Source organism: Acuticoccus kandeliae, from assembly GCF_003073115.1.
In genome coordinates, this window is the sequence record NZ_QBBV01000002.1 from 129,289 (window position 1) to 152,328 (window position 23,040).

The window sequence follows — 23,040 nt, forward strand, 5'->3', positions numbered from 1 at the left end:
TCCGGAATGAATGGACGTGACCCGACCGCCGCAGCCGCCGCCGACAGCGCCCGCATCGCCTGGCACGCCATGCCGGGGGACGACGTGCTCGACCGGCTCGACACCACGCGGCACGGGCTCACGGACGAGGAGATCGCGGAGCGGCGGGGCCGGTACGGGCCGAACAGCCTGCCCTCGGCCCCGCGCCGGAGCCGCCTCGCCCGCCTCGCCGCGCAGTTCAACAACCTCCTCATCTACGTGCTTCTCATTGCCGCGGCGGTCACGATCCTCCTCGGCCACCTGACGGATTCGATCGTCATCCTCGTCGTCGTCATCCTCAACGCGATCGTCGGCTACTGGCAGGAGGGGAAGGCGGAGGACGCGCTCGCCTCGGTCAAGAACATGCTCTCCGACCATGCGGACGTGATCCGCGGCCGGGCGCGCAAATCGATCTCGGCCGCCGATCTCGTGCCGGGCGACATCGTCATCCTGGAGCCGGGCGCGCGCATTCCGGCCGACATCCGCCTCCTCGAGGCGCGGGGGCTGAGCACGCAGGAGGCCGCACTCACCGGCGAGGCGATGACGGTGGTGAAGGAGGTCGCCCCCGTCGCCGAGGATTGCGCGCTCGGCGACCGCGCCTCCCTCGCCTTCTCCGGCACGCTCGTTACCTCGGGGCGCGGTGTCGGCGTCGTCGTAGAGACGGGGCAGCGGGCCGAGATCGGCCGCATCGGCGCGATGCTCGGCGAGATCGACGAGCTGACGACGCCGCTCCTCGAACAGATCAACCGCTTCGCGAAATGGCTGACCCTCGTGATCCTGTCGGTCACGGTGGTGGTGTTCGCGATCGCCGTCGCCTTCCGCGACTATCAGATCGACGACGCCTTTCTCGCCATGGTCGGCATGGCGGTGGCGGCGATCCCCGAGGGCCTGCCCGCCGTCATCACCATCACCATGGCGCTCGGCGTCCAGCGCATGGCGAGCCGGAACGCCACGGTGCGCCGCCTCACCGCCGTCGAGACGCTCGGCGCCGTCTCGGTGATCTGCACCGACAAGACGGGCACGCTCACCATGAACGAGATGGTCGCCCGCTCGCTGGTCGCCGACCCCGTCGCCCCGCCGATCGAGGTCACCGGCACCGGCTACGAGCCCGTCGGCGAGGTGCGCGGCACGCTCACCGACGGCGCGCGGCGGCTGATCCGCGCCGGCATCCTGTGCAACGACGCCCACCTTCACGAGGGGCCGGACGGGCGTTGGGAGATCGCGGGCGACCCGCTCGAAGGCGCGCTGATCTCGCTCGCCCACAAGGCGGGGGACGACGCGGAGATGATGCGCCACGCGGCCCCGCGCATCGACGAGGTGCCGTTCGACGCGGTGAACCGCTACATGGCGACGCTGAACGCGGACGCCGACTGCAACCGCCTCGTCCTCAAGGGCGCGCTCGACCGCCTCCTCACCATGTGCGCCGACCAGGCGACGGCGGACGGCGTCGGCCCGGTCGACGCGGCGGGCTGGAACCGGCAGATGGAGCGCCTCGCCGCCGAGGGCGAGCGCGTCCTCGCCTTCGCCGAGAAGACGCTCGGCACCGACGGACGCGTCGCGCCGGAGGACATGGAAGGCGGCTTCACCCTCCTCGGCCTCGTCGGCTTCACCGACCCGCCGCGACCGGAGGCGATCGTCGCCGTCGGCGAGGCGATCAAGGCCGGGATCGACGTGAAGATGATCACCGGCGACCACGCCGCGACCGCCGTCGCCATAGCCGACCAGCTCGGCATCGACACGGCGCGCGGGGCGCTGACGGGCAACGAGATCGACACGTTGAGCGACGCGGAGCTGCGCAACGCCGCGAACGCGGTCGACGTGTTCGCCCGCGCCGCACCGGAGCACAAGCTGCGCCTCGTGGAGGCCTTCCAGGCGGAGGGGAACGTCGTCGTCATGACCGGCGACGGGGTGAACGACGCCCCCGCCCTCAAGCGCGCCGATGTCGGCGTCGCGATGGGCCGGAAGGGGACGGACGCGGCCAAGGACGCCTCGCGCATGGTCCTCGCCGACGACAATTTCGCGACCATCGTCGCCGCGATCCGCGAGGGCCGCGCGATCTACGACAACATCAAGAAGGTGATCAGCTGGACGCTGCCGACGAATGGCGGCGAGTCGCTCATCATCGTCGGCGCGATCCTCGCCGGGCTGGTGCTGCCGATCACGGCGCTGCAGATCCTCTGGATCAACCTCGTCACCGCCATCGCGCTCGGCCTGACGCTCGCCTTCGAGCCGCCCGAGGCCTCCATCATGGACCGCCCGCCGCGGGCGCGGAACGCCTCCCTCCTCGACATGGAGATGATCTGGCGCGTCGTGCTCGTCTCGGTGCTGATGGCAGCCGGGACGTTCGGGATCTTCTTCCACTCGATGGGGCGCGGGGACGAGATCGCCTACTCGCGCACGCTGTCGGTGAACCTCATCGTGGTGATGGAGATCTTCTATCTCTTCTCGGTGCGCTACCTGCACCTCACCTCGCTGAGCTGGGTCGGCGTCCTCGGAACGCGGGCGGTGCTGATCGGAGTCGCGATCACCGTCGTCGCGCAGTTCGCCTTCACCTACTTCAGGCCGCTCCAGCTGGTGTTCGACACGCGCCCGGTGTCGCTGGAGGACGGGCTCCTCGTCATTTCGCTCGGCGTCGCGCTGCTCCTCATCCTGGAGGCGGAGAAGTGGATCCGCCGCCTCGCGGGTGGGCGCATCAGGGCGCCGGCGCGGGCCTGAACCCGGCCGTCTCCCTCAGGCGTGGACCGGGAAGCGCGGCGCGCCGGTCGCCTCGAAATCGTCGGCGTTCGCGAGCGTCGTCTGCGCGATCGCCGTTAGCGCCTCGTGCGTGAAGAAGGCCTGGTGGCCGGTGATGAGGACGTTGGGGAAGGTGAGCAGTCGCGCGAAGACATCGTCGCGGATCACCTTGTTGGAAAGGTTTTCGAAGAAGAGATGCGCCTCTTCTTCATACACATCGAGACCGAGCGCACCGATCTTCTCAGACTTCAGCGCCGCGATCACCGCGCGCGTGTCGACGAGGGCGCCGCGGCTCGTGTTGATGAGCATCGCGCCGCGGCGCAGCAGCTTCACCGCGTCGTCGTCGATCATGTGATGGGTGTCCGGCGTCAGCGGACAGTGGAGCGAGACGATGTGGCTCTCGGCGAGCAGCGTGTCGAGCGGCTCGTAGCGCACGCCCGCCGCGACGAGCGCCTTGTTCTCGAACAGATCGTTCGCGAGGACGCGGCAGCCGAAGCCGAGCATGATGTGGGCGAGCACCGTGCCGATCTGCCCGGTGCCGACGATGCCGACCGTCTTGCCGTGAAGGTCGAAGCCGAGAAGGCCGTCGAGCGCGAAATTGCCTTCGCGCACGCGGTTGTAGGCGCGATAGAGCTTGCGGTTGAGGGCGAGGATCATCGCGACCGTGTGCTCGGCGACGGCGTAGGGTGAGTAGGCCGGCACGCGGGCGACGGCGATACCGTTCTTCTGTGCCGCGCGCAGGTCGACATTGTTGTACCCCGCGCAGCGCAGGAGGATCAGCTTCACGCCCATCGCGGCGAGCGCCTCGATCACCGGCGCGTCGAGCGCGTCGTTCACGAAGACGCAGACCGCCTCCGCCCCGGCCGCAAGGGCCGTCGTCGTCCGGTCGAGTCCCGTTTCGACGAAGGTGAGGGCGTGGCGCGAGGCCTCCGCCTCCAGAAAATCCCGGTCGTAGGCTTTCGTGCTGAAGACGGTGATCTTCATGATGCCCTCGCCTGGTTTCCCCGCGCCGCGCGTTAGAGGTCGAGACGCTCCACGGTGACCGCGGGTCGCAGCCGTTCGATGTCCTCGATCCGGCTGAGCTCGGTGTGCGGGGTGAGGATCGCCGCCGCCCCCGCCGCCGTGCCCTGCGCGACCGCGTCGACGAGGCTCTGCCCCGTCGCGAGGCCCGCGACGATGCCGCCGACCATCGAGTCCCCCGCCCCCACGGCGCTCACAAGCTCCACCGCTGGTGCGCGATAGTGAAACACACCCTCGGTGGCGACGAGAAGCGCCCCCTTCTCGCCGAGCGAGACGAGGACATTCTCGGCGACGCCGGCCGCGATCATGGCGCGGGCGGCCATCGCCTGCGCGGCGAGATCGGGGAGCGGACGCCCGACATAGGCCTCGAGTTCCACCTCGTTCGGCTTCACCAGATAGGCGTGCTGGCAGGCCGTCAGCATCTCGCCCGGACCGTCGGCGATGAGGCGCGCGCCCATCGCCGTCACCTGCGCGCCGACCTTGAGGCAGGAGCCCGGCGAGATCCCCGGCGGCAGGCTGCCGCTGAGGACGACATAGTCGGGCCGCGGCGCAAGCTCGTCGAGCGCGGCGAAAATCGCCGCCGCCTCCTCGGCGTGCATCACCGGCCCCGGCAGGACGAAGCGGAACTGGTCGTGGGTCGTGCGGTCGGTGACGGTGAAGCTTTCCCGCGTCATGCCGGAGACGGGCACCGCCTTCACCACGATCGCCTCCGCCTCCACCGCCGCGACCAGGCGGATCCCGTTCGAGCCGCCCGTCGCCACGATCGCGACGGGGTCGAGGCCGAAGCGCTTCACCACGCGGGCGACGTTGATGCCGCCGCCGCCGGCCTGGACCGTCGGCTCCTCGCACCGCAGCTTTCGGGTTGGGACGACGGTCTTGGTGCTGGTGGAGATGTCGACCGCTGGGTTCATCGTGATCGTTGCGACAGATGCCACGTGTACGCTTCCCTGGACTTTCGAGGCCGGGGCGATTGCCGGCATCCGTTCACATAGTGCGTCGCGCGCGTCCCGTCTCACCGGCGAAGGTGCGCCCAAGCAACCTCATCGCGGAATCTCCGCGACCGATTTGAGTCATTTCTAGGGCTCGATTTTTCCGGCATGATCACGCCGGCGCATCGATCATGTTGTCTCTTTCAATTTACTCCGATCTAACTGGATCGTTCAAAATCTCAGCATGTCGTATTCTGCAAAAACGACCACCGGGAATAAATTACTCATTGGATTTTTCTTCAATCGTCGGTAAACGTCATTGCTTCCACTGGTTTGCCGCACGAGTTTCGGGATGTCGGTTGCGACGGTCGATAGTGAAAGTTCCGTGAGCCGCTCCACGCTCCAGGATGAGCTGGATTCCGCGCTCCGTTCGCTGCGCCGCGTGCAGACAGAGGTCGACCGTCTTTCGAACGATGCCGCGCCGCAGGATCCCGCCGCCACCGGTGAGGAGTCGGGGATCGAGGGCGCGCTCGTCGCGCTCACCGCGGGGATGCCGGGCCTTTGCGTCCTCCTCGACGCCGAGACCGAGGCCGTCATCACCGCCAGCGCGGCCTATGCCCAGCGCTGCGGAAACGCACAGGCTGCGCTGCCGGGCGGCGTCTCCGACACGGACGCCGCGCGCCTCGCCCGCTCTCTCGGGACCGCCCGAGACAGCGGCGGGCGCGACGCCGTCGCCGACCTCGCGGTCGCCCTCCCCTCCGGTCACGGCACCTCCTGGTGGCGCGTCACCCATGTGCCGATCAAGGTGGATGGGCGCGTGCGCTATATCGTGCGCCATCTCGACGAGACCGAGCCCGAGAACCGGATCGCGAACGACGCCCGCCCCGAGGTCGGCACCTGGTGGGTCGGCGCCGACGGGACGGTGCAAATTTCCAAGGAATTCGCCGCAATCCTCGAATGCACCGCGGGCGCGGAGCCGCTGGAGGCGTTCGCAGCGCGCTTCGGCGCGGGGGCTGAGACCGATTTCCTCGACATGGTCCGCGCCACCCTCGCGAGCGGCGACCCGCTCCATCGCGAGGAGGGTGTCGCGCTCGACGGCGGGCGGACCCGCACGCTGATGCTGTCCGGGATGCTGGTGCGCGACGGCGCGGGCACCCCGGTCGGGATCAGCGGCGTCTGCCGGGACGTGTCGCGCTCCCTCGCCGCGCTCGACGAGCTCGCCGAGAGCCGGCGCGAGACGCAGACGCTCGCCGACGCGGTGCCCGTGAAGGTCTGGGTCGCGGACGTCGCGGGCCGCACGAAGCGCATCAACCAGCGTCTCGTCGATTTTCTCGGCCTCACCGAGCCGTCGGCGCACCGCCACTGGTCGAGCCACATCCACCCGGCCGATGTCGCCGGCTACGAGGCGATGTGGGCCGAGGGCAAGCGCGGGCGCTGCGAGATGGAGATCGAGGCGCGCCTGCGCCGCCGCGACGGCGCCTATCGCTGGCACAAGCTGCGCATCATCCCCGTCTTCGACGCCGAGGGCGCGATCGCGGGCTGGTATGGGGCGGGCGTCGACGTCAACGAGCTGAAGATCGTCGAGGCGCGCACGCGCGAGCTTTCCGAGCGCCTCACGGTCACCCTCGGCAGCATCGATGACGGCCTCGCCACCTACGACCGGAACTGGCGCTGCACCTTCATCAACGACCATGGCGCGAAGCTCATCGGGCGCGACGCGAGCACCTTCATCGGCCGCGTGGTGTGGGACGAGTTCCCCCACACCATCGGCTCGCGGATGCACGACGAGATGCAACAGGCGATGGCCGACGGTGAGCGCCGCCGGCTGGAGGCCTACGAGATCGCGGCCGGCCGCTGGTTCGACGTGACGATCTATCCGTTCGGCGACGGCATCACGCTGATGTTCCGGGACGTGACGGTCGGCCAGCGCCGGGACGAGCGGCTGCAGATCCTGGAGACGGCCGTCTCGCAGGTCGGCGACGCGGTGATGATCGCCGAAGTCTCGCCGGACTCCGAGACCGTCGGCGTCATCTACGTCAACGATGCCTATGAGGAGCTGACCGGCTTCAGCCCCGCCGAAGTGCTCGGCCGCGTGCCGAGCTTCCTCGACAAGGAATCCGGGACCGTCGCGCCCGAGACCGTCAGCTCGCTCCGCGCGGCGATGGCGAACGGCAAGTCGCTGCGCACCGAGCTCTACCAGGTCACGCGCGACGGGCGGACGGTGTGGGTCGACGTCTTTCTCACCCCGATCGACCTCAGCGACGACTCGCGCACCGTGTGGGTCGCGGTCCTGCGCGACCAGACCGAGCGCAAGTCGCACAACGCGCTCGTCGAGTGGCAGGCCTCGATGCTCGACCGCGCGCACGATGCGATCGTCGTGTGCAATCTCGACGGCTCCATCACCTATTGGAACAAGCGCGCCGAGAAGCTCTATGGCTGGAAGGCGGGTGAAGCGATCGGCAAGCCGATGGCCGCACTGATCGGCGCGAGCGCGACCGAGTTCGACGACGCCCTCGCCACTATCCAGAATTCCGGCTATTGGGCCGGCCGCCTGAAGCAGAAGTCGCGCGACGGGCAGGTCATCCAGGTCGGCAGCAACTGGTCGCTCATCCCGCCGACGGACCAGCACGAGCACTCGATCCTGACGATCAACGTGGACGTGACGCAGCGCATCCTCCTCGACGAGGAGCTGACGCGGATGCAGCGCCTCGAGGCGGTCGGCAAGATGACCGGCGGCATCGCGCACGACTTCAACAATCTGCTGACGATCATCCTCGGCAGCGCCGACATGATCGCGCTGCGCGCCGGCGACTCGCCGGACCTCAAGTCGCTCGCCGGCATGTCGCGCTCGGCGGCGGAGCGGGGGCGCGATCTCGTGCGCCGCCTCCTCACCTTCGCCAAGCGCCAGCAGCTCGAACCCGTGCCGACCGACATCAACGGGGCGCTCGATCATCTGCGGCCGATGCTCGTGAAGGCGGTGCAGGCCAACGTGGAGCTGGAGCTTGAGCTTCAGTCCGACATCTGGCTCGCCGAGATCGATCCCGGCCACCTGGAAGACGCGCTCATCAACCTCGCCCTCAACGCGGGCGCCGCCATGCAGCCGGACGGCGGCACCATCATCATCGAGACGCGCAATGTCGTGCTCGACGAGGCCTATACCGAGCGGCAGGTCGATGTGAATCCAGGCGAATATGTCCTCATCCGCGTGTCCGACACCGGCGAGGGCATGGACGAGGAGGTGCAGCGGCGCGTCTTCGAGCCCTTCTTCACCACCAAGGAAGGCAAGGGCTCGGGCCTCGGCCTCAGCATGGTGTACGGCTTCATCAAACAGTCGGGCGGCCACATCCGGATCTATTCGGAGGTCGGGGCCGGGACGACGGTGAGCCTCTGGCTGCCGCGCTCCACGAGCGTGGTGGCGACCGACGACACCAGCGACATCGTCGAAGACGCGCCGATGGGCACCGAGACGATCCTCCTCGTGGAGGACGATGCGAGCGTGCGCCAGAGCACGTCCTCGATGCTGCAGAGCCTCGGCTACAAGGTCGTGGAGGCGACGCGCGGCGACCAGGCGCTGAAGGTGCTCGACGAGCGCAGCGACATCGACCTCGTCTTCACCGACGTGATCATGCCGGGACCGCTGAGCGGGCTCCGCCTCGGCCAGCATCTGGCCGAACGCTGGCCCGGCATCCGCGTCCTCTTCACCTCCGGCTACTCGCGCGCGGCGCTGCTGCGCCAGTCTCCCGACGCGGCGGACATCAACCTCCTGTCGAAGCCCTACAGGGTGGTGGACCTCGCGGTGACGATCCGCGAGGTGATCGACGGCCCCCATCCGGACGGGCGTCCGGCACAATAATTCACCGGCTCAGTATGAGCGGCATCGACAGGGCCTGCACGGTCTGGCATAGGAGGCCGTGCGGGCCATATTTTTGTACACATTTTGTAAATTTAGTCGAAAATGTGTTTTCAATGTGAGGCCACCGGCACACATCGCGGCAATCTCCCGAACCGCCAGACAAGTCCAGCCACGCCCGCACATACCGAAACAGTTAACTGATAACCTTTAGGCAAACTGCGCCGTAATTTCCCTCAAGCTTAATCTTGAGGGACAAACATGGTGTCGATCTTCCGCCCTGTCCGGCTTCATTTTTGCCGCATTCGGTCGGTGACCCGGTCGCTCCTTATGGCCGCTTCGATTGCCTCTTTGTCGCCGGCTTTTGTCGCCGGACAAGCGACCGCCAACCCCTTCCCGACCCCGGATCTGACCGCTGGCGCTCCCCGCATCACCGCGGGCGAATGGAGCCTCTTCCAGCGCCGCTTCATGGAGGGTGGCCGGATCATCGACGTCGACAATGCCGGGCAGACCCACTCCGAGGGCCAGGGTTACGGGCTGATCTTCGCGCTAGAGGCGAACGACCGCGGGACGTTCGACCAGATCTGGCGCTTCACCAAGGCCAACCTGCAGATCCGCAGCGACGCGCTGTTCGCCTGGCGCTGGCGCGCGGACACGAGCCCCCGCGTCACCGACACCAACAACGCGACGGACGGCGACATCCTCATCGCCTACGCGCTGCTGCGCGGCGCGCTCCAGTGGAACGACCGGCTCTACGCCCACGAGGCGCAGATGATCATCGGCGACATCCGCAAGAAGCTCATCGACACCGTCGGCGGCCGACAGGTTTTGCTGCCCGCCTATCACGGGTTCAAGGACACCGCGAACAATCCCGGCCCGGTGGTGAACCTCTCTTACTATATCTACTCCGCCTTCCAGCTCTTCGATGCGCTGGAGCCGAAGGCCGGCTGGCTCGACATCGCCCGCGGCGGGCTCGACCTCACCTATTCGGCGCAGCGCGGCCGGATCGGTCTCGTGCCGGACTGGATCGCGGTGTCAGCGCGCGACGTGATGATCGCGGACGGCTTCAACCCGCGCTCGTCCTATGACGCGGTGCGTATCCCGCTCTACATGGCGCTCGCCAATGTCGGGCCGGACTCCTTCGCCCCGTTCGATCGCGCCTGGAACCTCAACGGCGCCGGCCACCCGATCGACTATCATATCAAGATGGACACGGTGCTCGCCCCGATGAAGGATCCGGGCTACCGCATGATCGCGGCGCTGGCCGCCTGCGCGACCCGCGGCGTGCCGATCCCGGCGAGCCTCCAGACCTTCCGCCCGACGACCTATTTCGCCTCGAGCCTCCACCTTCTCGGCCTCGTCGCGGCGCGCCAGAACTACGCCCACTGCCTTGCTCCGGATATGAGCACGGTCGTGATCGCCTCGGCGCGGTCGGTGCCGGCCCCGATCCAGCCGCGCGTCCACACCGCGGCTCCGGCCGCGCCCCAGCCCGTCGCGATGCGCAACGCCCAGGTGCTCGCCCCCGCCCGCCCGGCCGAGACCCGGTCGCGCCACAGGGCCATGGCGCGGGATCTCGTCACGCAGGGCGCGAACTCCTTCAGCGACCGGATGATGCGGAAGAGCTACGTCCGTCAGGCGATGCGTTGATGGCCTATCGCCCCGCGATAAGCGGGGCATCGGCACAGGCGGCCCATGTTCGCGACGCTCGGCGCGCGGCTTGGGCCGCTTACCATGTTGCCGGGTTGTTTCGCGAAGGGGTTGAAATCGCTGTGTTTGCATCGATAGTGGACGCAGACCCTTTTTGTCCGGACCAGGCGGCGCTGCGCTCATTCATGACCATCCATCAGCAGGCCAATGGAATCGCCCAGCGGGACCGGATCCTGGTCGTCGACGATGAGGACGACATCCGCAAGCTCGTCGCGATGATGCTGATGGACGAAGGGTTCGAGGTGCTGGAGGCGGCGACGATCGCGCAGGCCGATTCGATCCTCGACAAGTCCGAAGTCTCGCTCGCCCTCATCGATCTGCGCCTGCGCGACGGGGACGGCATGTCCCTCGTGCGGCGGCTCGCGGCGATCCAGGGCACCGGCATCATCATCGTCTCGGGCAAGTCCGATTCGTTCGACCGCATCATCGGGATCGAGGTCGGGGCGGACGATTATGTGACGAAGCCGTTCGAGCATCGCGAGCTCGTCGCCCGCGTGAAACGCCACATGGCGCGGATGCGCTCGATCCGGCAGGGGCTGACGAATCGGCTCGAAGTGCAGCCGATGAATCTCGGCGAGTGGACGGTCGACCCCTCGCGCCGCTCGGTCACGTCGGACAATGAGACCGCGCCGGTGTCGGAGGCGGAGTTCCGCACGCTGATGTGCCTCCTGCGTCATCGCGGCAAGGTGTTGACCCGCGACGATCTCTATCGTGAAGTGATCGGCCCCGGCGAGCGGGATCCGCTCGACCGGCGGATCGACGTGTACGTCTCAAGCATTCGCAAAAAACTCAGTCTGAACAACGAGATCCGCACCGTTCACCGGGTCGGCTACATCATCGACTGAATTTTAGGCGCGTCAAAATTTCGCGCAGAGATCGCCAGAAATTACAAAAATCATACACTTTTGACCAAGGTCCGGTAGAGATTGCGGTCAAGTTGCGGCTAATTGACGACCGAGCGCATTTCGGGCCCTATCGTGAAATGGCCTACTAAGACTTGAGAGCGCTCTTACATGTCGCATAGGCGACAACGGTCGGGGCACAGACAATGGCGAACGCGCGGATCGCGGTCATTGATGATGAGGTCCATATCGGCGAGCTGCTCTTGATGGCGCTCGCGGAAGAGGGCTTCGAGGTGCAGCGCTTCTCCGGCGCCGAGAGCTTCCTTGTGTCCATGAACGAGAAGCCGTTCGATCTCGTCCTGTCCGATCTCAACATGCCGAATCTCGACGGTGTGGAGCTGATGGCGCTCCTCGCGCGTCGCTCCCCCGGCCAGCGCATCGCGCTGATGAGCGGGTGCGAGCCCCGCGCGCGCAAGGCCGCCGTCGAGCTCGCGATGAGCAACGGGCTCGACGTGGTCGCGAGCTTCCAGAAGCCGTTCGACGTCACGACGATCGCGGCGGTGCTGGCGAGAGCGTTCGCGATCGCCCCGTCGACCACGTTCAATGTGACGCGCGCCATCGCGTTGAAGCAGATCGCGATGCACTACCAGCCGATCTTCAGAGTCGGCTCGGGCAAGCGCGGGCTCATGTCGGTGGAGGCGCTGATGCGCTGGTCCCACCCCGAGCTCGGCCTCCTCAACCCGTCCGAATTCCTGCCCAAGGTGAAGACGCCGGAGGACTGGCGCGACCTCACGCTCGCCGCGCTCGACATCGTCGCCCGGCAGCTCACCGAATGGGACAAGGTCGGCTTCTATACGGCCGCGGCCGTGAACCTCCCGCCGGAAGTGCTGCACTTCCACGACCTGCCCGACCAGCTCGACGAGATCGTCGCGCGTCACGGGCAGAAGGCGAGCCGGCTGAAGCTGGAGCTCACCGAGGGCAGCATGTCCTTCGGCATCGATGACGCTCTCGCCGCCCTCACGCGCCTGCGCATCCGCGGCTACGGCCTCGCGATCGACGATTATGGCTCCGGCTTCTCCTCGCTCCAGCGCCTCCACGCGATCCCGTTCGACCAGATCAAGATCGACGCCTCGTTCGTGACGCGGTCCGACCGGGACCTCGAAGCCCGGTCCATCGTGGAGTCCAGCGTTCAGCTCGCCCAGCGCCTCGGCATCGACGTGTGCGCCGAGGGGATCGAGACGGCCTCGATCATGCGCACCATGATCGATTGCGGCTGCGAGTCGCTGCAGGGGTTCGGGCTCTGCCCGCCGCGCGAAGCGCCCATGATCGAGCTGCAATTCAACTCGAGCGCCGGCTGAACGCCGCCGCAAGCCGCGCCCGATTGCCGCAGCCGGCAAAGCTTCGGTCCCGATCGCGTCGCTGAATTTTGCGGAAAATGGGGGTGGTGCCGCTGGACGGACTCGAACCGCCGACCCACGCATTACGAATGCGTTGCTCTACCATCTGAGCTACAGCGGCCCGCTGCGCCGCCCCTCAGATATCGATGTTGGCGCCATCCCGCAACCGCCATCTCGCACCGAAACGAAATTCGCCTGCAGATTTGGTATGTCGCCCGCGCATGCCGGACGTTGCGGCACGCATCCCCAAACCCGGTGCAACGATTGCGTACAACCCAAATTATGATGCACCGCACAATGAACCCGCTGCGAGGTGTTGCCCCGTATTTGCGCTTTTACGCCGCCTCATTTCGCGGCATCATCGGTTCATTCGGTGGCGTTGCCTACAATCATTGCAAGTCAGACTTTCCGATTGCATGCATCGCATCGCCGTTCCTTGCTGCGGTATCCAATTAACGACAAAGGTACTTCCTTGGCCAAATATTCTGTGCGACAGGATGGCCAAGAACCACTTGGGGAGTCAGTCCAATGAAGGCATTGCTTTGCGCGGCCGCTGTTGCGCTCATCGCCGCCACGCCGGCCCTCGCCGACTGTGACGACGGCGAAATCGTCATCAAGTTCAGCCACGTCGTCGCCGAAAAGGGCCATCCGAAGGGTGAGATGGCCGCCGCACTCGCCGCGCGGATCAATGAAGAGATGAACGGCAAGGCCTGCATGCAGGTCTTCCCGAACTCGCAGCTCTATGACGACGACAAGGTGATGGAGGCGCTCCTGCTCGGCGACGTGCAGATCGCCGCGCCGTCCCTGTCGAAGTTCGGCGCCTATACGCGCCAGTTCGGCCTGTTCGACCTGCCCTTCCTGTTCTCCGACCTCGACGCGGTCGAGCGCTTCACCGACAGCCCGGAGGGCAAGGAGCTGCTCACCTCGATGCAGGACATCGGGTATCTCGGCCTCGGCTATATCATGGCCGGCCTGAAGCAGTTCTCGGCCGACAAGCCGCTCCTCGTGCCGAGCGACGCGAAGGGCCTGAAGTTCCGCATCCAGACGTCCGACGTTGCCGACGCGATGATCGCCGCGCTCGGCGCCAACGCGCAGAAGCTCGCCTTCAACGAAGTCTATGGCGCGCTGCAGCAGGGTGTCGTGGACGGTCAGGAAAACACCTACACGAACATCTACACCCAGAAGTTCTTCGAGGTGCAGGACGGCATCACCGAGACCAACCACCAGATCCTGTCCTACCTCGTCGTGACGACCGACGAGTTCATGGACAGCCTCGACGACGCCACGCGTGAGCAGTTCACCACGATCTTCAACGAGGTGCTGAAAGAGTACAACGCGAAGGCGGCCGAGCTCGACAACAACGCCAAGGAATCGATCATCGCCGCCGGCGGCACCGTGCGCACGCTGACCGACGAGCAGCGCGCCCAGTGGGTCGACGCCATGAAGCCGGTGTGGGCGCAGTTCGAGGACGAGATCGGCAAGAATCTCATCGACGCCGCCGTCTCCGCCAACAAGGGCAGCTCCTGATCCGCTGCCGCCGGACCGTCCGCGCCCGGCGGCGCCGCGCGAGCGGGGTGTCCACGGCGAGTTGATCGCCTCGGCGCTCCGGCCGCGCTAGGATGGACGAATCGGCGCGCCGCCGCTTCCCCGAGGGGGCGGCGGCGCGTTCGGCACACGCGGGGACGCGCGCATGAGGCGCCGGAGCCCGCGCCGGCATCGTGAACGAACGCGCAGATCGGACGGTTCCGGCCGAACGGTGTGACGCCCACTCCGCAAGGTTGGCCATGTACGACCTCCTCGTCGCCTATCCGCTCCCGATCCTGATCGCCTTCGTCACGATCTATTTCCTCCTCGACCGCGTCGCGCCCGCCGCGATGGCCGAGTTCGAGGAGATCTTCATCGCCATCATTCTCGCGCTGATGACGCTGGTCGCCTTCGTCCAGGTCGTGCTGCGCTACGGCTTCAATTCCGGCATCACCGGCGCGCTCGAACTGAACCGCATCCTGTTCGCCTGGCTGATCCTGTTCGGGATGAGCTATGGCGTGCGCGTCGGCGCCCATCTCGGCATCGACACGCTGATCCGCGCCCTGCCGCGCCCCGCCTTCCGCTTCTTCGCGATGTTCGGCGCCTTCGCGGCGATGATGTACGGGGTGATCCTCGTCTCCGGCAACTGGCTCGAATATCTCGGCGCGACCACGCGCGGCGGCGGCGCCGTCGACTATTGGTGGCGCTTCTTCCGCGTCGGCACCGGTCTCGACGATCTCATCTATCCGAGCTTCATGCAGGAATGGGCCGGGCAGGTCCGCGTCCACCGCTGGGTCGCCTACCTCATCCTGCCGATCGGCCTCGGCCTCTTCACGATGCGCTGCCTCCAGGCGCTCATCGAGATCGCCCAAGGCAAGCGTGAGCTCATCATCGCCAGCCACGAGGCGGAAGACCTCGTCATGGAAAACAAGGACGCCCTGAGGGACTGATGGAACCGGCAATCCTCTTCGCGCTCGTCTTTACGTTTCTTCTGCTTGGCGTCCCCGTCGCGGTTTCGCTCGGCCTCTCATCGCTGATCATCATCGCGTTCTTCTCCACGGACACGATCTCGTCCGTGGCGTTGCAGCTCTACACGGCGAGCCAGAACTACACGCTGCTCGCCATCCCCTACTTCATCCTGGCGTCGGCCTTCATGTCGACGGGCGGCGTCGCGCAGCGCATCATCCGCTTCGCGATCGCGACCGTCGGCTCCTTCCAGGGCGGCCTCGCGATGGCCTCGGTCCTCGCCTGCATGCTCTTCGCGGCGCTGTCCGGCTCCTCGCCCGCCACCGTGGTCGCCATCGGCACCATCGCCATCGCGGGCATGCGCCAGGTCGGCTACTCGAAGGAATTCGCCTCCGGCATCATCGCCAACGCCGGCACGCTCGGCATCCTGATCCCGCCCTCGATCGTGATGGTCGTCTACGCGGCCGCCACCGACGTCTCGGTCGGCCGCATGTTCCTCGCGGGCGTGATCCCCGGCCTCGTCGCCGGCCTGATGCTGATGGGCACGATCTTCGTGATGGCGCGCATCCGCGGCCTGCCGAAGGGCGAATGGGGCGGCTGGGGCGAGTTCATGCGCGCCGGCAAGGACGCGGCCTGGGGCCTCTTCCTCATCATCATCATCCTCGGCGGCATCTATGGCGGCGTCTTCACGCCGACCGAGGCCGCGGCGGTCGCGGCCGTCTACGCCTTCCTCGTCGCCCTCTTCATCTATCGCGACATGGGGCCCCTCAAGGGCAAGCGCTTCCTCCCCGAGAGCGCGAGCCCGCTCACCCGCGCCGGCTTCTTCGCCTGGGTCTACGGCATCGCCCTCTTCGTCGTCGTGATGATCATCGGCTATTTCGTGCTCGGCGAGGGCGACTTCGACAAGCGCGCGGTCGCCGGCGGCATCGCCGCGATCATCGCCGCGCTCCTCTATGTCTGGAAGCGGCAGGGGAGCCACAACATCCCGGTCGCGCTCGGGGTCGGCTTCGGCCACCTCGTGCGCAACGTCGTCCACTCCCTCGCCTACGCGCCTGCGACCGTCGTCCATCGCGACACGCGCAAGGTGATGATCGACGCCGCGCGCACCACGATCATGCTGATGTTCATCATCGTGAACGCGCTGATCTTCGCCCACGTGCTCACGTCGGAGCGCATCCCGCAGGCGATCACCGAGTGGATGCTGTCGGCCGGGTTCAACTGGTTCACCTTCCTCATCGCGGTGAACGTGCTCCTCCTCCTCGGCGGCCAGTTCATGGAGCCCTCGGGCCTCCTCCTGATCGTCGCGCCGGTGGTGTTCCCGATCGCGATCGAGCTCGGCGTCGACCCGATCCATCTCGGCATCATCATGGTGGTGAACATGGAGATCGGCATGATCACCCCGCCGATCGGCCTCAACCTGTTCGTGACATCCGGGATAACCGGGATGAGTCTCGTTCAGGTGGTGAAGGCGGCGGCGCCGTTCGTGGCGGTGCTCTTCGTGTTCCTCATCATCGTGACCTACTTCCCGCCCCTCTCCACGCTGCTGCCGACGGCGCTGATGGGGCCGGAAATCGTCACCCGCTGATCCAACGAAAAAAGCCGGGGCTCCTGCCCCGGCTTTTCCATGTCCGTCGCGATCCACCCGACCTACTGGATGATCATCGTCTCCGGCAGCGCCTCGTAGCCGGCCGCGTCATAGTCGGGCATCGCCTTGATGTCGTCCTCGCTCATCGCGGTGTCGAGGACGATGGTCTTCTCCGCGACGGCGAAGTCGCGATAGGGGAAGGCGATCTTCTTCTCGCCCATACCGAGGAAGCCGCCGACCGCGACGACCACCGCGGGCTCCTCTGTCGCGCTGTCGAGGACGACCTCCTCGATGCGGCCGATCTCCTGCCCCTCGGCGTTCACGACATTCGAGCCTTCCCAGTCCTCCACGCGGATCGTGTAGCCCTGGGGCTCACCCGCCGCGGGAGCCGCCGCCGAGGCGTCCGCCGTCTGCGTCTGCGTCTGCGTCTCTGTGACGGCAACCTCCGGCGCGGCCTGCTCGACCTTCACGGCGGGGTCGGCCTGCTCGACATTGACGGCAAGCTCCGGCTGGGTGACCTCGACCTCGGGCTCGGCCTCGCTCACCGCGACCTCGGGCGGCGCGGCGTCGACCGACACGGCCGGGCGCCCCGCGTCGACCGAGACCTGGGGCTCCGGCTGTGCGACGCGTACGGTCGGCGCCGGCTGCGTGACGGCCACCTGCGGCTCAGGCTGGGAGACCGACACCGTCGGCTCGGCCTGCGTGACGCGCACGTCCGGCTCCGGCGTCGACACCGAGACGGTCGGATCCTTCGTCACCACCGCGACCTTCGGCTCCGGCTGGGACACGCTCACCTGCGGGGCGGGCTGGGAGACCGTAACCTCCGCCGCGGGCTGGACGACAGTGATCGTTCCCTGCGGTGCCTCGCTCGCGGCGTCGGCGGCGGCGGTGTCGGCCTCGACGCTCTCGATCTCGGCGAAAACGAGGCTGCCGTCGGCGTTCCCGTCGGCATCGCGGAAGGCGGCCTCGAACGCCGCGCTCTGGCTGTCGTCGAGCGCCAGCGAAGCCTCGTCGAGGCACGCGCGATATTCCTCGACCCCAAGCGCGCCGTCCGCGTCACGATCGAGCTGGTTGAAGGTCGCCTCGGTCATCCCGTCGAGCGCGCACAGGCCGAACGGTGAGTCGGCGGTCTGCGCCATCGCCGGCAGGGTCGCGAGCGAGGCGGCGAGAGCGGTCCCGAGCATCCATTTGCGGGGCATAGTGGCTCCTTTGAAAATCGTATGGGCCCGGCATGGCGAGCCCCCCATGCCCCAACAACACGCCCATCGCGCCTGATGTTCCGGAATTAATTCAAGATAATCTTTTGAAATGAAATCAGCGCCGGGCGCAAAATGGCCCGGCGCTGCGTCGCGAATTACTCTGCGGCTGGCGCGATCATCTCTTCGGGAAGTTCGACATAATTTTCTTCCAAATATTCGGGACGATCTTCCAGCGAATCCTCCGTCGGCGGCGCAAGAAGAACGGCGTTGTCCTCCTCCATCCGGATCTCGTCATAGTCGAACACGAGATGCTTGCGGTTGAGGCCGAGAATGCCGCCGACCGCCACCACGACGACCGGCTGGTTGATCGTCGGGTCGAGGAGCACGTCGTCGATCTCGCCGACCCGCTCGCCGTTGGTGTTGACGACCTTCATCCCCACCATCGCCTCACGCGGGACGCGCGGCGGGGCGGGCACCTCCACCGGCGGCGTGTCGCTCGCCTGCGCCTCGGCGGCGTCGGCGGCGGTCTCGGCGCTCGCGACCGCGGCGACATCGGGCTTGGCCGGCGTCTGCGCCGTGTCGGCCTCCGACTCGGCGGGCGTGTCGGTCGGCACCACGGCTGCGTCGGTCGGCGCGGCGTCCACCGGCGCTTCGCTCTCGGCGGCGGCGGCCTCGCCCTCCGCCTCGACCGTGACCTCAGGCGTCCCCACGGCGTTCACCGCGACGTCCGGCGTCGTCTCGCGGACCTCGATCTTCGGCTCTTCCTGCTGGACCTCGACCTTGAACTCCGGCTGCGTCACCTCGACCGAGGGCTCCGGCGTCGTCACGGCGACGCGCGGGGCGACGGGCTCCACCGTCACGCGCGGCGGCGCGGCCGTCACGTCGACGGCCGGATCCGGCAGCTCGACGGTCACGCGCGGGTCCGGCTGCTCGATCGTCACCGTCGGCTTCGCCTGCTCGACGATCACCTCCGGGTCGCGCAGCTCCACGCGCACGTCCGGCTGGCGCGGCTTCACCGACACCTCGGGCTTGTGCTGGGTCACGGTCACGATTGGGTCGAACTGGCGCACGGTGATGCGGGGCGGCGGCTGCGTCACCGTCACGGTCGCGGCCGGCTCGAACACGCGCACGGTCGCGGGAGGCTGGCGCACGATCACATGGGTGCGGTCCGCCGCGCCCTCGGGTGCGGGCGTGGCGGCGGCGGGGTCGGCCGGCGCCTGGCTCGCGTCCTGCGCAAGGGCGGGCGTCGCGGCGATCAGCGCGACGAAAGCGGTTCGCAGAAGGATGGTCATCGGAAACCTCTCGGACATTCGGTCTTGTTCTTGCCGCGCCGGCGCGCGGACATGACGAAGGCCGGGGCGCGCGGCCCCGGCCTCGACGCGGTGCGCGTCGTCGTTGCGATCACTGCGCGGCCTGCTCCGGGGCCTCGGCATAGAGCGACTCGTCATACTGGTCGCTTTCCTTGATCGTGTCGGCCGTCATCGCGGTGTCGATGACGATGTCGTCGTTGATCACGGCGACGTCGGCGTAGGGGAACACCACCTCCTTGTCGCCGATCCCGAAGAAGCCGCCGGCGGAGACCACCACGAAGAGCTCGTTCGAGTCCTGGCGGACGACAACGTCACGGATCTTGCCGAGCTTCTCGCCCGACGTGTTGTAGGCCTCCTCGCCCTCGAGCTGATCGAAGGGGATGCCGACGCTCATCATGCTCGACTCGGCCGGGGTCTCCGTCCCGGCCATCGCGGGCTCAGCGCTCGCAACCTCGATCTCGGCCTCGGCTTCGGCGTCGGCCGGCGCGGCCTCGGCGGCCGGCGCGTTGTTCGCGGCGACGGCCTCGCTCACCGGAGCCTCCGGCGCCTCAGCGACGGTGTCGTCCGTCTCGGCCGCCTCGCTCGCGCTGACATCGCTCACCTTCTCGATCACGATCTCAGGCTCGCCCTGCTCGATCACGACCTTCGGCTCCTCGGTCTCGATCTCGACCTTCGCCTCGGCCTGCTCGACCTCGACGACGGGATCGGGCTGCTCGACCGTCACGCGCGGCTCCACCTGCTCGACGCGCACGTCGGGCTTCGCCTGGCGGACCTCGACCTTCGGCGGCGGCGCGTCGATCGCGACCTGCGGCTCGGGCTGGTCGATCGACACCGTCGCCTCGCCCTGCTCGACGGTCACTTCCGGCTCGGGCTGCTCGACGCGGACCTCCGGCTGCGGCTGGTTCACCGTCACTTCGGGCTCGTGCTGCGTCACGGCGACCTGCGGCTGCGGCTGCGCGACCGCCACCTTGGGATCGGCTTCGGTGACGCGCACCTCCGCGGCGGGCTGCTCCACCGAAACCGCGGCGGCGGCCTGCTCGACCTCGACCTTGGTCGGCTCGGCCGCGGCGGTGTCGCCGGAAACCTCGAGCTCGGCCAGCACGAGCGTGCCGTCGCCATTGGCGTCGAGGCTCTCGAACTCGGCGAGATAAGTCGCGCGGGCATCCTCGGCGACATTGTTCGACGCGAGGCAGGCTTCGAATTCTTCGAGCGTCAGCTCACCGTCACCATTGGTGTCGATCGCGCTGAAACGTTCGCTGACGGGACCGGCCTCGGCCGGATCCGTGAGGGCGCAGACAGGGGCCTGCTGGGCAAGAGCGGGCGTTGCGGCGAGGACAACGGCGAGGGCAGTACCGCTCAACCAGGTGCGGGCCATCATACGTTCCTTCCGTTAGATTATGGAATGGGAATTAGGTTTCTCGTCCTGATCTAGTAACGGCACGTCCCGCCGAAGCGTTCCGACGCGCCGCCTCCCAAACCCGTCCAGCGTTGACAAATTTTGCTCCACCGGCTTGCGTGCTCACCGTCGTTCACCTTTCCGGTGACGCGGACTGAACGGGGCAAAGCCTCAAAGACCCGGGACGCGGCGGCGGCGTAAGCCGCGCCACCCACAGGGAGAGCATCTATGAAGGCAAATCTACTGGCGCTCGTCGCGGCAGCGGCCATGGCCGCGACCGCCACCGGCGCTTCCGCACAGGAAACGTTCGTGACGATCGGCACCGGCGGCGTGACCGGCGTCTATTATCCCACCGGCGGCGCGATCTGCCGTCTCGTCAATCGCGGCCGCCGCGACCACGGCATCCGCTGCTCGGCCGAGTCCACCGGCGGTTCGGTCTACAACATCAACACCGTGCGCTCCGGCGAACTCGATTTCGGCGTTGCCCAGTCCGACTGGCAGTACCACGCCTATAACGGCACCTCGAGCTTCTCCGACGCCGGTCCGTTCGAGAAGGAGCGCGCCGTCTTCTCGATCCACCCGGAGCCGTTCACCCTGCTCGCGAAGTCCGATTCCGGCATCACGAGCTTCGAGGACCTCAAGGGCAAGCGCGTCAATGTCGGCAACCCCGGCTCCGGTCAGCGCCTGACCATGGAAGTCGTGATGGATGCGTTCGGCATCTCGATGGACGATTTCGCCCTCGCGACCGAGCTGAAGGGGTCCGAAATGGCCCAGGCGCTCTGCGACGGCAAGATCGACGCGATGATCTACACGGTCGGCCACCCCGCCGCCGCCATCCAGGAAGCGGTGAACTCGTGTGACGTCGACCTCATCGACGTCGACGGCCCGCCGATCGAGAAGCTGATCGCCGACAACCCGTACTATCGCGCGGCGGTCATTCCGGGCGGCATGTACAAGGGCAATGACGAGGACATCAACACGTTCGGCGTCGGCGCCACGCTGATCACCTCGGCCGACGTGTCGGACGATGTCGTCTACGCCCTCGTGAAGGCCGTGTTCGACAATTTCGACCAGTTCAAGCAGCTCCACCCTGCCTTCGCCAACCTGAAGGAAGAGGAGATGATCAAGGACGGCCTCTCCGCCCCGCTCCATCCGGGCGCCGAGAAGTACTACAAGGAACGCGGCTGGATGTAATCCGCCATCGGTCCGCCGGAGCGATCCGGCGGACCCTTCCGCGCGCCGAAGGCTTGATGCCGGCGGCGTGACGTGTGAACCGGTCGATCGAGGATGCGCACGCGCCGCATCCCATCCTGATCCCGGAGCGCATGATGACCTTCTCCACCGACGCCTGGGCCCGCAACGCCGCCCGTTACGAGACCATCCGCACGATGCCCTTCAACGAGGCGCTCGCCGCGGGCACGCTCGGGCGCGGGCCGTTCGAGCACTACATCGTGCAGGACGCGCACTATCTGATCGGCTTCGGTCGCGCGCTCGCGATCGCGGCCGCGAAGGCGCCCGATCCCGACCGCATGGTCCAGTTCTGCGAGGCCGCGAAGGAGGCCGTCGTGGTGGAACGGGCGCTGCACGGCTCGTTCTTCGCCGACTGGGGCATCTCACCGGACGATTTCGCCGCGACCCCCGTCTCCCCGCCGTGCCACCACTATGTCTCCTACCTCATCGCGACCGCCTACGCGGAGCCGTACGAGGTCGTCCTCGGCGCGATCCTGCCGTGCTTCTGGATCTACGCCGAGATCGGGCGGGACATTTACGGGCGCGCCAGCAAGGACAACCCGTACCACGCCTGGATCGACACCTACGCGGGCGAGGAGTTCCACGAGGCGGTCCGCCGGATGCGCGAGGCGACGGACGAGGCGGCGGCCACCGCCTCGCCCCGCACCATCGAGGCGATGCACGCCGCCTACACGAAGGCGACGCAGCTCGAATGGATGTTCTGGAACGGCGCCCACACGGAAGCGGCCTGGCCGCTCTGAGGGCGCCGGCCCGTCAGTGGCCGAACCCGCCCGAGGCGAGATAGGCGAGTTCCTCGGCCGTGCTCTCGCGGCCGAGGATCTTGTTGCGGTGGGGGAAGCGGCCGAAGCGGCGGATCGCGTCGGCGTGGACGAGCATCCAGTAGTAGGAATCCTGGTCGCCCGCGACGCGGTAGAGATCGAGCCCGCGCGTCTGCGCCGCCATGTCCTCCGAATGCTGGTAGGGCAGGTAGTAGAAGTTCCGGATCGGCATCACCTGCGAGACGTCGTGGCCGGCCGCGACCGCGGCGTCCGCCGTCGCGAGCGCCTTCGCGTCCGACGCGAACTGCTCCTTCATCCCGCGGAAGGAATTGCGCGGAATCTGGTCGAAGAGGATGATGAGGGCGAGGCTGCCGGCCGCCGTTCCGGCCCAGCCGTCGCAATCGCCCGCGCACGCGCGCTCCCAGGTGTGCAGCCACCCGCGGCACGTCTCGTCGAAGCCGTCATCGCGCGCGAACCAGCGCGACGGACCGGCGTGGAGCCAGAAGCGAAGGAGGTCCAGAGCCTCCCGATCTTCCAGGTTTTGCGTCATGGGTT

General features: G+C 67.4%; 16 protein-coding genes and 1 tRNA gene. 10 read left to right on the forward strand and 7 right to left on the reverse strand.

What is annotated here, in order from left to right:
* The first annotated feature begins 6 nt into the window (after positions 1 to 6).
* Positions 7 to 2,733, forward strand: coding sequence for a cation-translocating P-type ATPase (locus tag DBV35_RS13285; RefSeq protein ID WP_108660813.1), 2,727 nt, complete (start codon positions 7 to 9; stop codon positions 2,731 to 2,733).
* Between the two features lie 15 nt (positions 2,734 to 2,748).
* Here DBV35_RS13285 and DBV35_RS13290 read toward each other — a convergent pair whose 3' ends face one another.
* Positions 2,749 to 3,735: a 2-hydroxyacid dehydrogenase gene (locus DBV35_RS13290; RefSeq protein WP_108660814.1), complete on the reverse strand. Its 987-nt coding sequence runs from the start codon at positions 3,733 to 3,735 to the stop codon at positions 2,749 to 2,751.
* Positions 3,736 to 3,767: 32 nt separating this feature from the next.
* Positions 3,768 to 4,706: a 1-phosphofructokinase family hexose kinase gene (locus tag DBV35_RS13295; RefSeq protein WP_157961723.1), complete on the reverse strand. Its 939-nt coding sequence runs from the start codon at positions 4,704 to 4,706 to the stop codon at positions 3,768 to 3,770.
* Between the two features lie 379 nt (positions 4,707 to 5,085).
* On the opposite strand from DBV35_RS13295, the gene DBV35_RS13300 reads away from it, so the two are divergent.
* From DBV35_RS13300 to DBV35_RS13315, 4 genes are all read left to right on the forward strand, one after another.
* Positions 5,086 to 8,553: a PAS domain S-box protein gene (locus tag DBV35_RS13300; protein WP_170134930.1), complete on the forward strand. Its 3,468-nt coding sequence runs from the start codon at positions 5,086 to 5,088 to the stop codon at positions 8,551 to 8,553.
* A gap of 348 nt (positions 8,554 to 8,901) precedes the next feature.
* Positions 8,902 to 10,197, forward strand: coding sequence for a family 8 glycosyl hydrolase (locus tag DBV35_RS13305; RefSeq protein WP_157961724.1), 1,296 nt, complete (start codon positions 8,902 to 8,904; stop codon positions 10,195 to 10,197).
* Between the two features lie 185 nt (positions 10,198 to 10,382).
* Positions 10,383 to 11,102, forward strand: coding sequence for a response regulator transcription factor (locus DBV35_RS13310; RefSeq protein ID WP_170134931.1), 720 nt, complete (start codon positions 10,383 to 10,385; stop codon positions 11,100 to 11,102).
* 203 nt (positions 11,103 to 11,305) lie between these two features.
* Positions 11,306 to 12,457 carry an EAL domain-containing response regulator gene (locus DBV35_RS13315; RefSeq protein WP_108660819.1) on the forward strand — a complete coding sequence of 384 codons (1,152 nt, stop codon included), beginning with the start codon at positions 11,306 to 11,308 and terminating at the stop codon, positions 12,455 to 12,457.
* A gap of 84 nt (positions 12,458 to 12,541) precedes the next feature.
* On the opposite strand, the gene DBV35_RS13320 is transcribed toward DBV35_RS13315, so the two are convergent.
* Positions 12,542 to 12,617 (reverse strand) — tRNA-Thr (locus tag DBV35_RS13320).
* Between the two features lie 407 nt (positions 12,618 to 13,024).
* On the opposite strand from DBV35_RS13320, the gene DBV35_RS13325 reads away from it, so the two are divergent.
* The 3 genes from DBV35_RS13325 (at position 13,025) to DBV35_RS13335 (ending at position 16,571) form a co-directional block, all read left to right on the forward strand.
* Positions 13,025 to 14,023: a DctP family TRAP transporter solute-binding subunit gene (locus DBV35_RS13325; protein ID WP_108660820.1), complete on the forward strand. Its 999-nt coding sequence runs from the start codon at positions 13,025 to 13,027 to the stop codon at positions 14,021 to 14,023.
* A 257-nt stretch (positions 14,024 to 14,280) separates the two neighbouring features.
* The gene (locus DBV35_RS13330; protein WP_211099982.1) at positions 14,281 to 14,970 is read left to right on the forward strand and encodes a TRAP transporter small permease; all 690 of its coding nucleotides are present in this window, start codon (positions 14,281 to 14,283) and stop codon (positions 14,968 to 14,970) included.
* Positions 14,970 to 16,571, forward strand: a complete 1,602-nt coding sequence (locus DBV35_RS13335) for a TRAP transporter large permease (RefSeq protein WP_108660821.1) — start codon at positions 14,970 to 14,972, stop codon at positions 16,569 to 16,571. The genes DBV35_RS13330 and DBV35_RS13335 overlap by 1 nt, the downstream gene beginning before the upstream one ends.
* A gap of 62 nt (positions 16,572 to 16,633) precedes the next feature.
* Here the strand turns inward: DBV35_RS13335 and DBV35_RS13340 are convergent, their stop codons facing one another.
* The 3 genes from DBV35_RS13340 to DBV35_RS13350 form a co-directional block, all read right to left on the reverse strand.
* Positions 16,634 to 17,770: a PRC-barrel domain-containing protein gene (locus DBV35_RS13340; RefSeq protein ID WP_108660822.1), complete on the reverse strand. Its 1,137-nt coding sequence runs from the start codon at positions 17,768 to 17,770 to the stop codon at positions 16,634 to 16,636.
* 155 nt (positions 17,771 to 17,925) lie between these two features.
* Complete coding sequence (locus tag DBV35_RS13345; protein WP_157961725.1) at positions 17,926 to 19,062, reverse strand: PRC-barrel domain-containing protein; 1,137 nt, start codon at positions 19,060 to 19,062, stop codon at positions 17,926 to 17,928.
* Between the two features lie 109 nt (positions 19,063 to 19,171).
* Positions 19,172 to 20,455, reverse strand: a complete 1,284-nt coding sequence (locus tag DBV35_RS13350) for a PRC-barrel domain-containing protein (RefSeq protein ID WP_205648670.1) — start codon at positions 20,453 to 20,455, stop codon at positions 19,172 to 19,174.
* A 249-nt stretch (positions 20,456 to 20,704) separates the two neighbouring features.
* Between DBV35_RS13350 and DBV35_RS13355 the strand changes: the two genes are divergently transcribed.
* Complete coding sequence (locus DBV35_RS13355) at positions 20,705 to 21,670, forward strand: TAXI family TRAP transporter solute-binding subunit (RefSeq protein ID WP_108660825.1); 966 nt, start codon at positions 20,705 to 20,707, stop codon at positions 21,668 to 21,670.
* 131 nt (positions 21,671 to 21,801) lie between these two features.
* Complete coding sequence (locus DBV35_RS13360) at positions 21,802 to 22,467, forward strand: TenA family protein (RefSeq protein ID WP_108661935.1); 666 nt, start codon at positions 21,802 to 21,804, stop codon at positions 22,465 to 22,467.
* A 13-nt stretch (positions 22,468 to 22,480) separates the two neighbouring features.
* On the opposite strand, the gene DBV35_RS13365 is transcribed toward DBV35_RS13360, so the two are convergent.
* Positions 22,481 to 23,035, reverse strand: a complete 555-nt coding sequence (locus tag DBV35_RS13365) for a DUF924 family protein (RefSeq protein WP_108660826.1) — start codon at positions 23,033 to 23,035, stop codon at positions 22,481 to 22,483.
* Between the last annotated feature and the right edge of the window lie 5 nt (positions 23,036 to 23,040).

Bases quoted from the DNA above. Each gene is read 5' to 3' on its own strand.
- DBV35_RS13350 (WP_205648670.1), bottom strand. From the start codon at position 20,455: ATGGCCCGCACCTGGTTGAGCGGTACTGCCCTCGCCGTTGTCCTCGCC.
- DBV35_RS13355 (WP_108660825.1), top strand. From the start codon at position 20,705: ATGAAGGCAAATCTACTGGCGCTCGTCGCGGCAGCGGCCATGGCCGCG.
- DBV35_RS13340 (WP_108660822.1), bottom strand. From the start codon at position 17,770: ATGCCCCGCAAATGGATGCTCGGGACCGCTCTCGCCGCCTCGCTCGCG.
- DBV35_RS13310 (WP_170134931.1), top strand. From the start codon at position 10,383: ATGACCATCCATCAGCAGGCCAATGGAATCGCCCAGCGGGACCGGATC.
- DBV35_RS13335 (WP_108660821.1), top strand. From the start codon at position 14,970: ATGGAACCGGCAATCCTCTTCGCGCTCGTCTTTACGTTTCTTCTGCTT.
- DBV35_RS13285 (WP_108660813.1), top strand. From the start codon at position 7: ATGAATGGACGTGACCCGACCGCCGCAGCCGCCGCCGACAGCGCCCGC.
- DBV35_RS13315 (WP_108660819.1), top strand. From the start codon at position 11,306: ATGGCGAACGCGCGGATCGCGGTCATTGATGATGAGGTCCATATCGGC.
- DBV35_RS13360 (WP_108661935.1), top strand. From the start codon at position 21,802: ATGATGACCTTCTCCACCGACGCCTGGGCCCGCAACGCCGCCCGTTAC.
- DBV35_RS13345 (WP_157961725.1), bottom strand. From the start codon at position 19,062: ATGACCATCCTTCTGCGAACCGCTTTCGTCGCGCTGATCGCCGCGACG.
- DBV35_RS13330 (WP_211099982.1), top strand. From the start codon at position 14,281: ATGTACGACCTCCTCGTCGCCTATCCGCTCCCGATCCTGATCGCCTTC.
- DBV35_RS13325 (WP_108660820.1), top strand. From the start codon at position 13,025: ATGAAGGCATTGCTTTGCGCGGCCGCTGTTGCGCTCATCGCCGCCACG.
- DBV35_RS13365 (WP_108660826.1), bottom strand. From the start codon at position 23,035: ATGACGCAAAACCTGGAAGATCGGGAGGCTCTGGACCTCCTTCGCTTC.
- DBV35_RS13290 (WP_108660814.1), bottom strand. From the start codon at position 3,735: ATGAAGATCACCGTCTTCAGCACGAAAGCCTACGACCGGGATTTTCTG.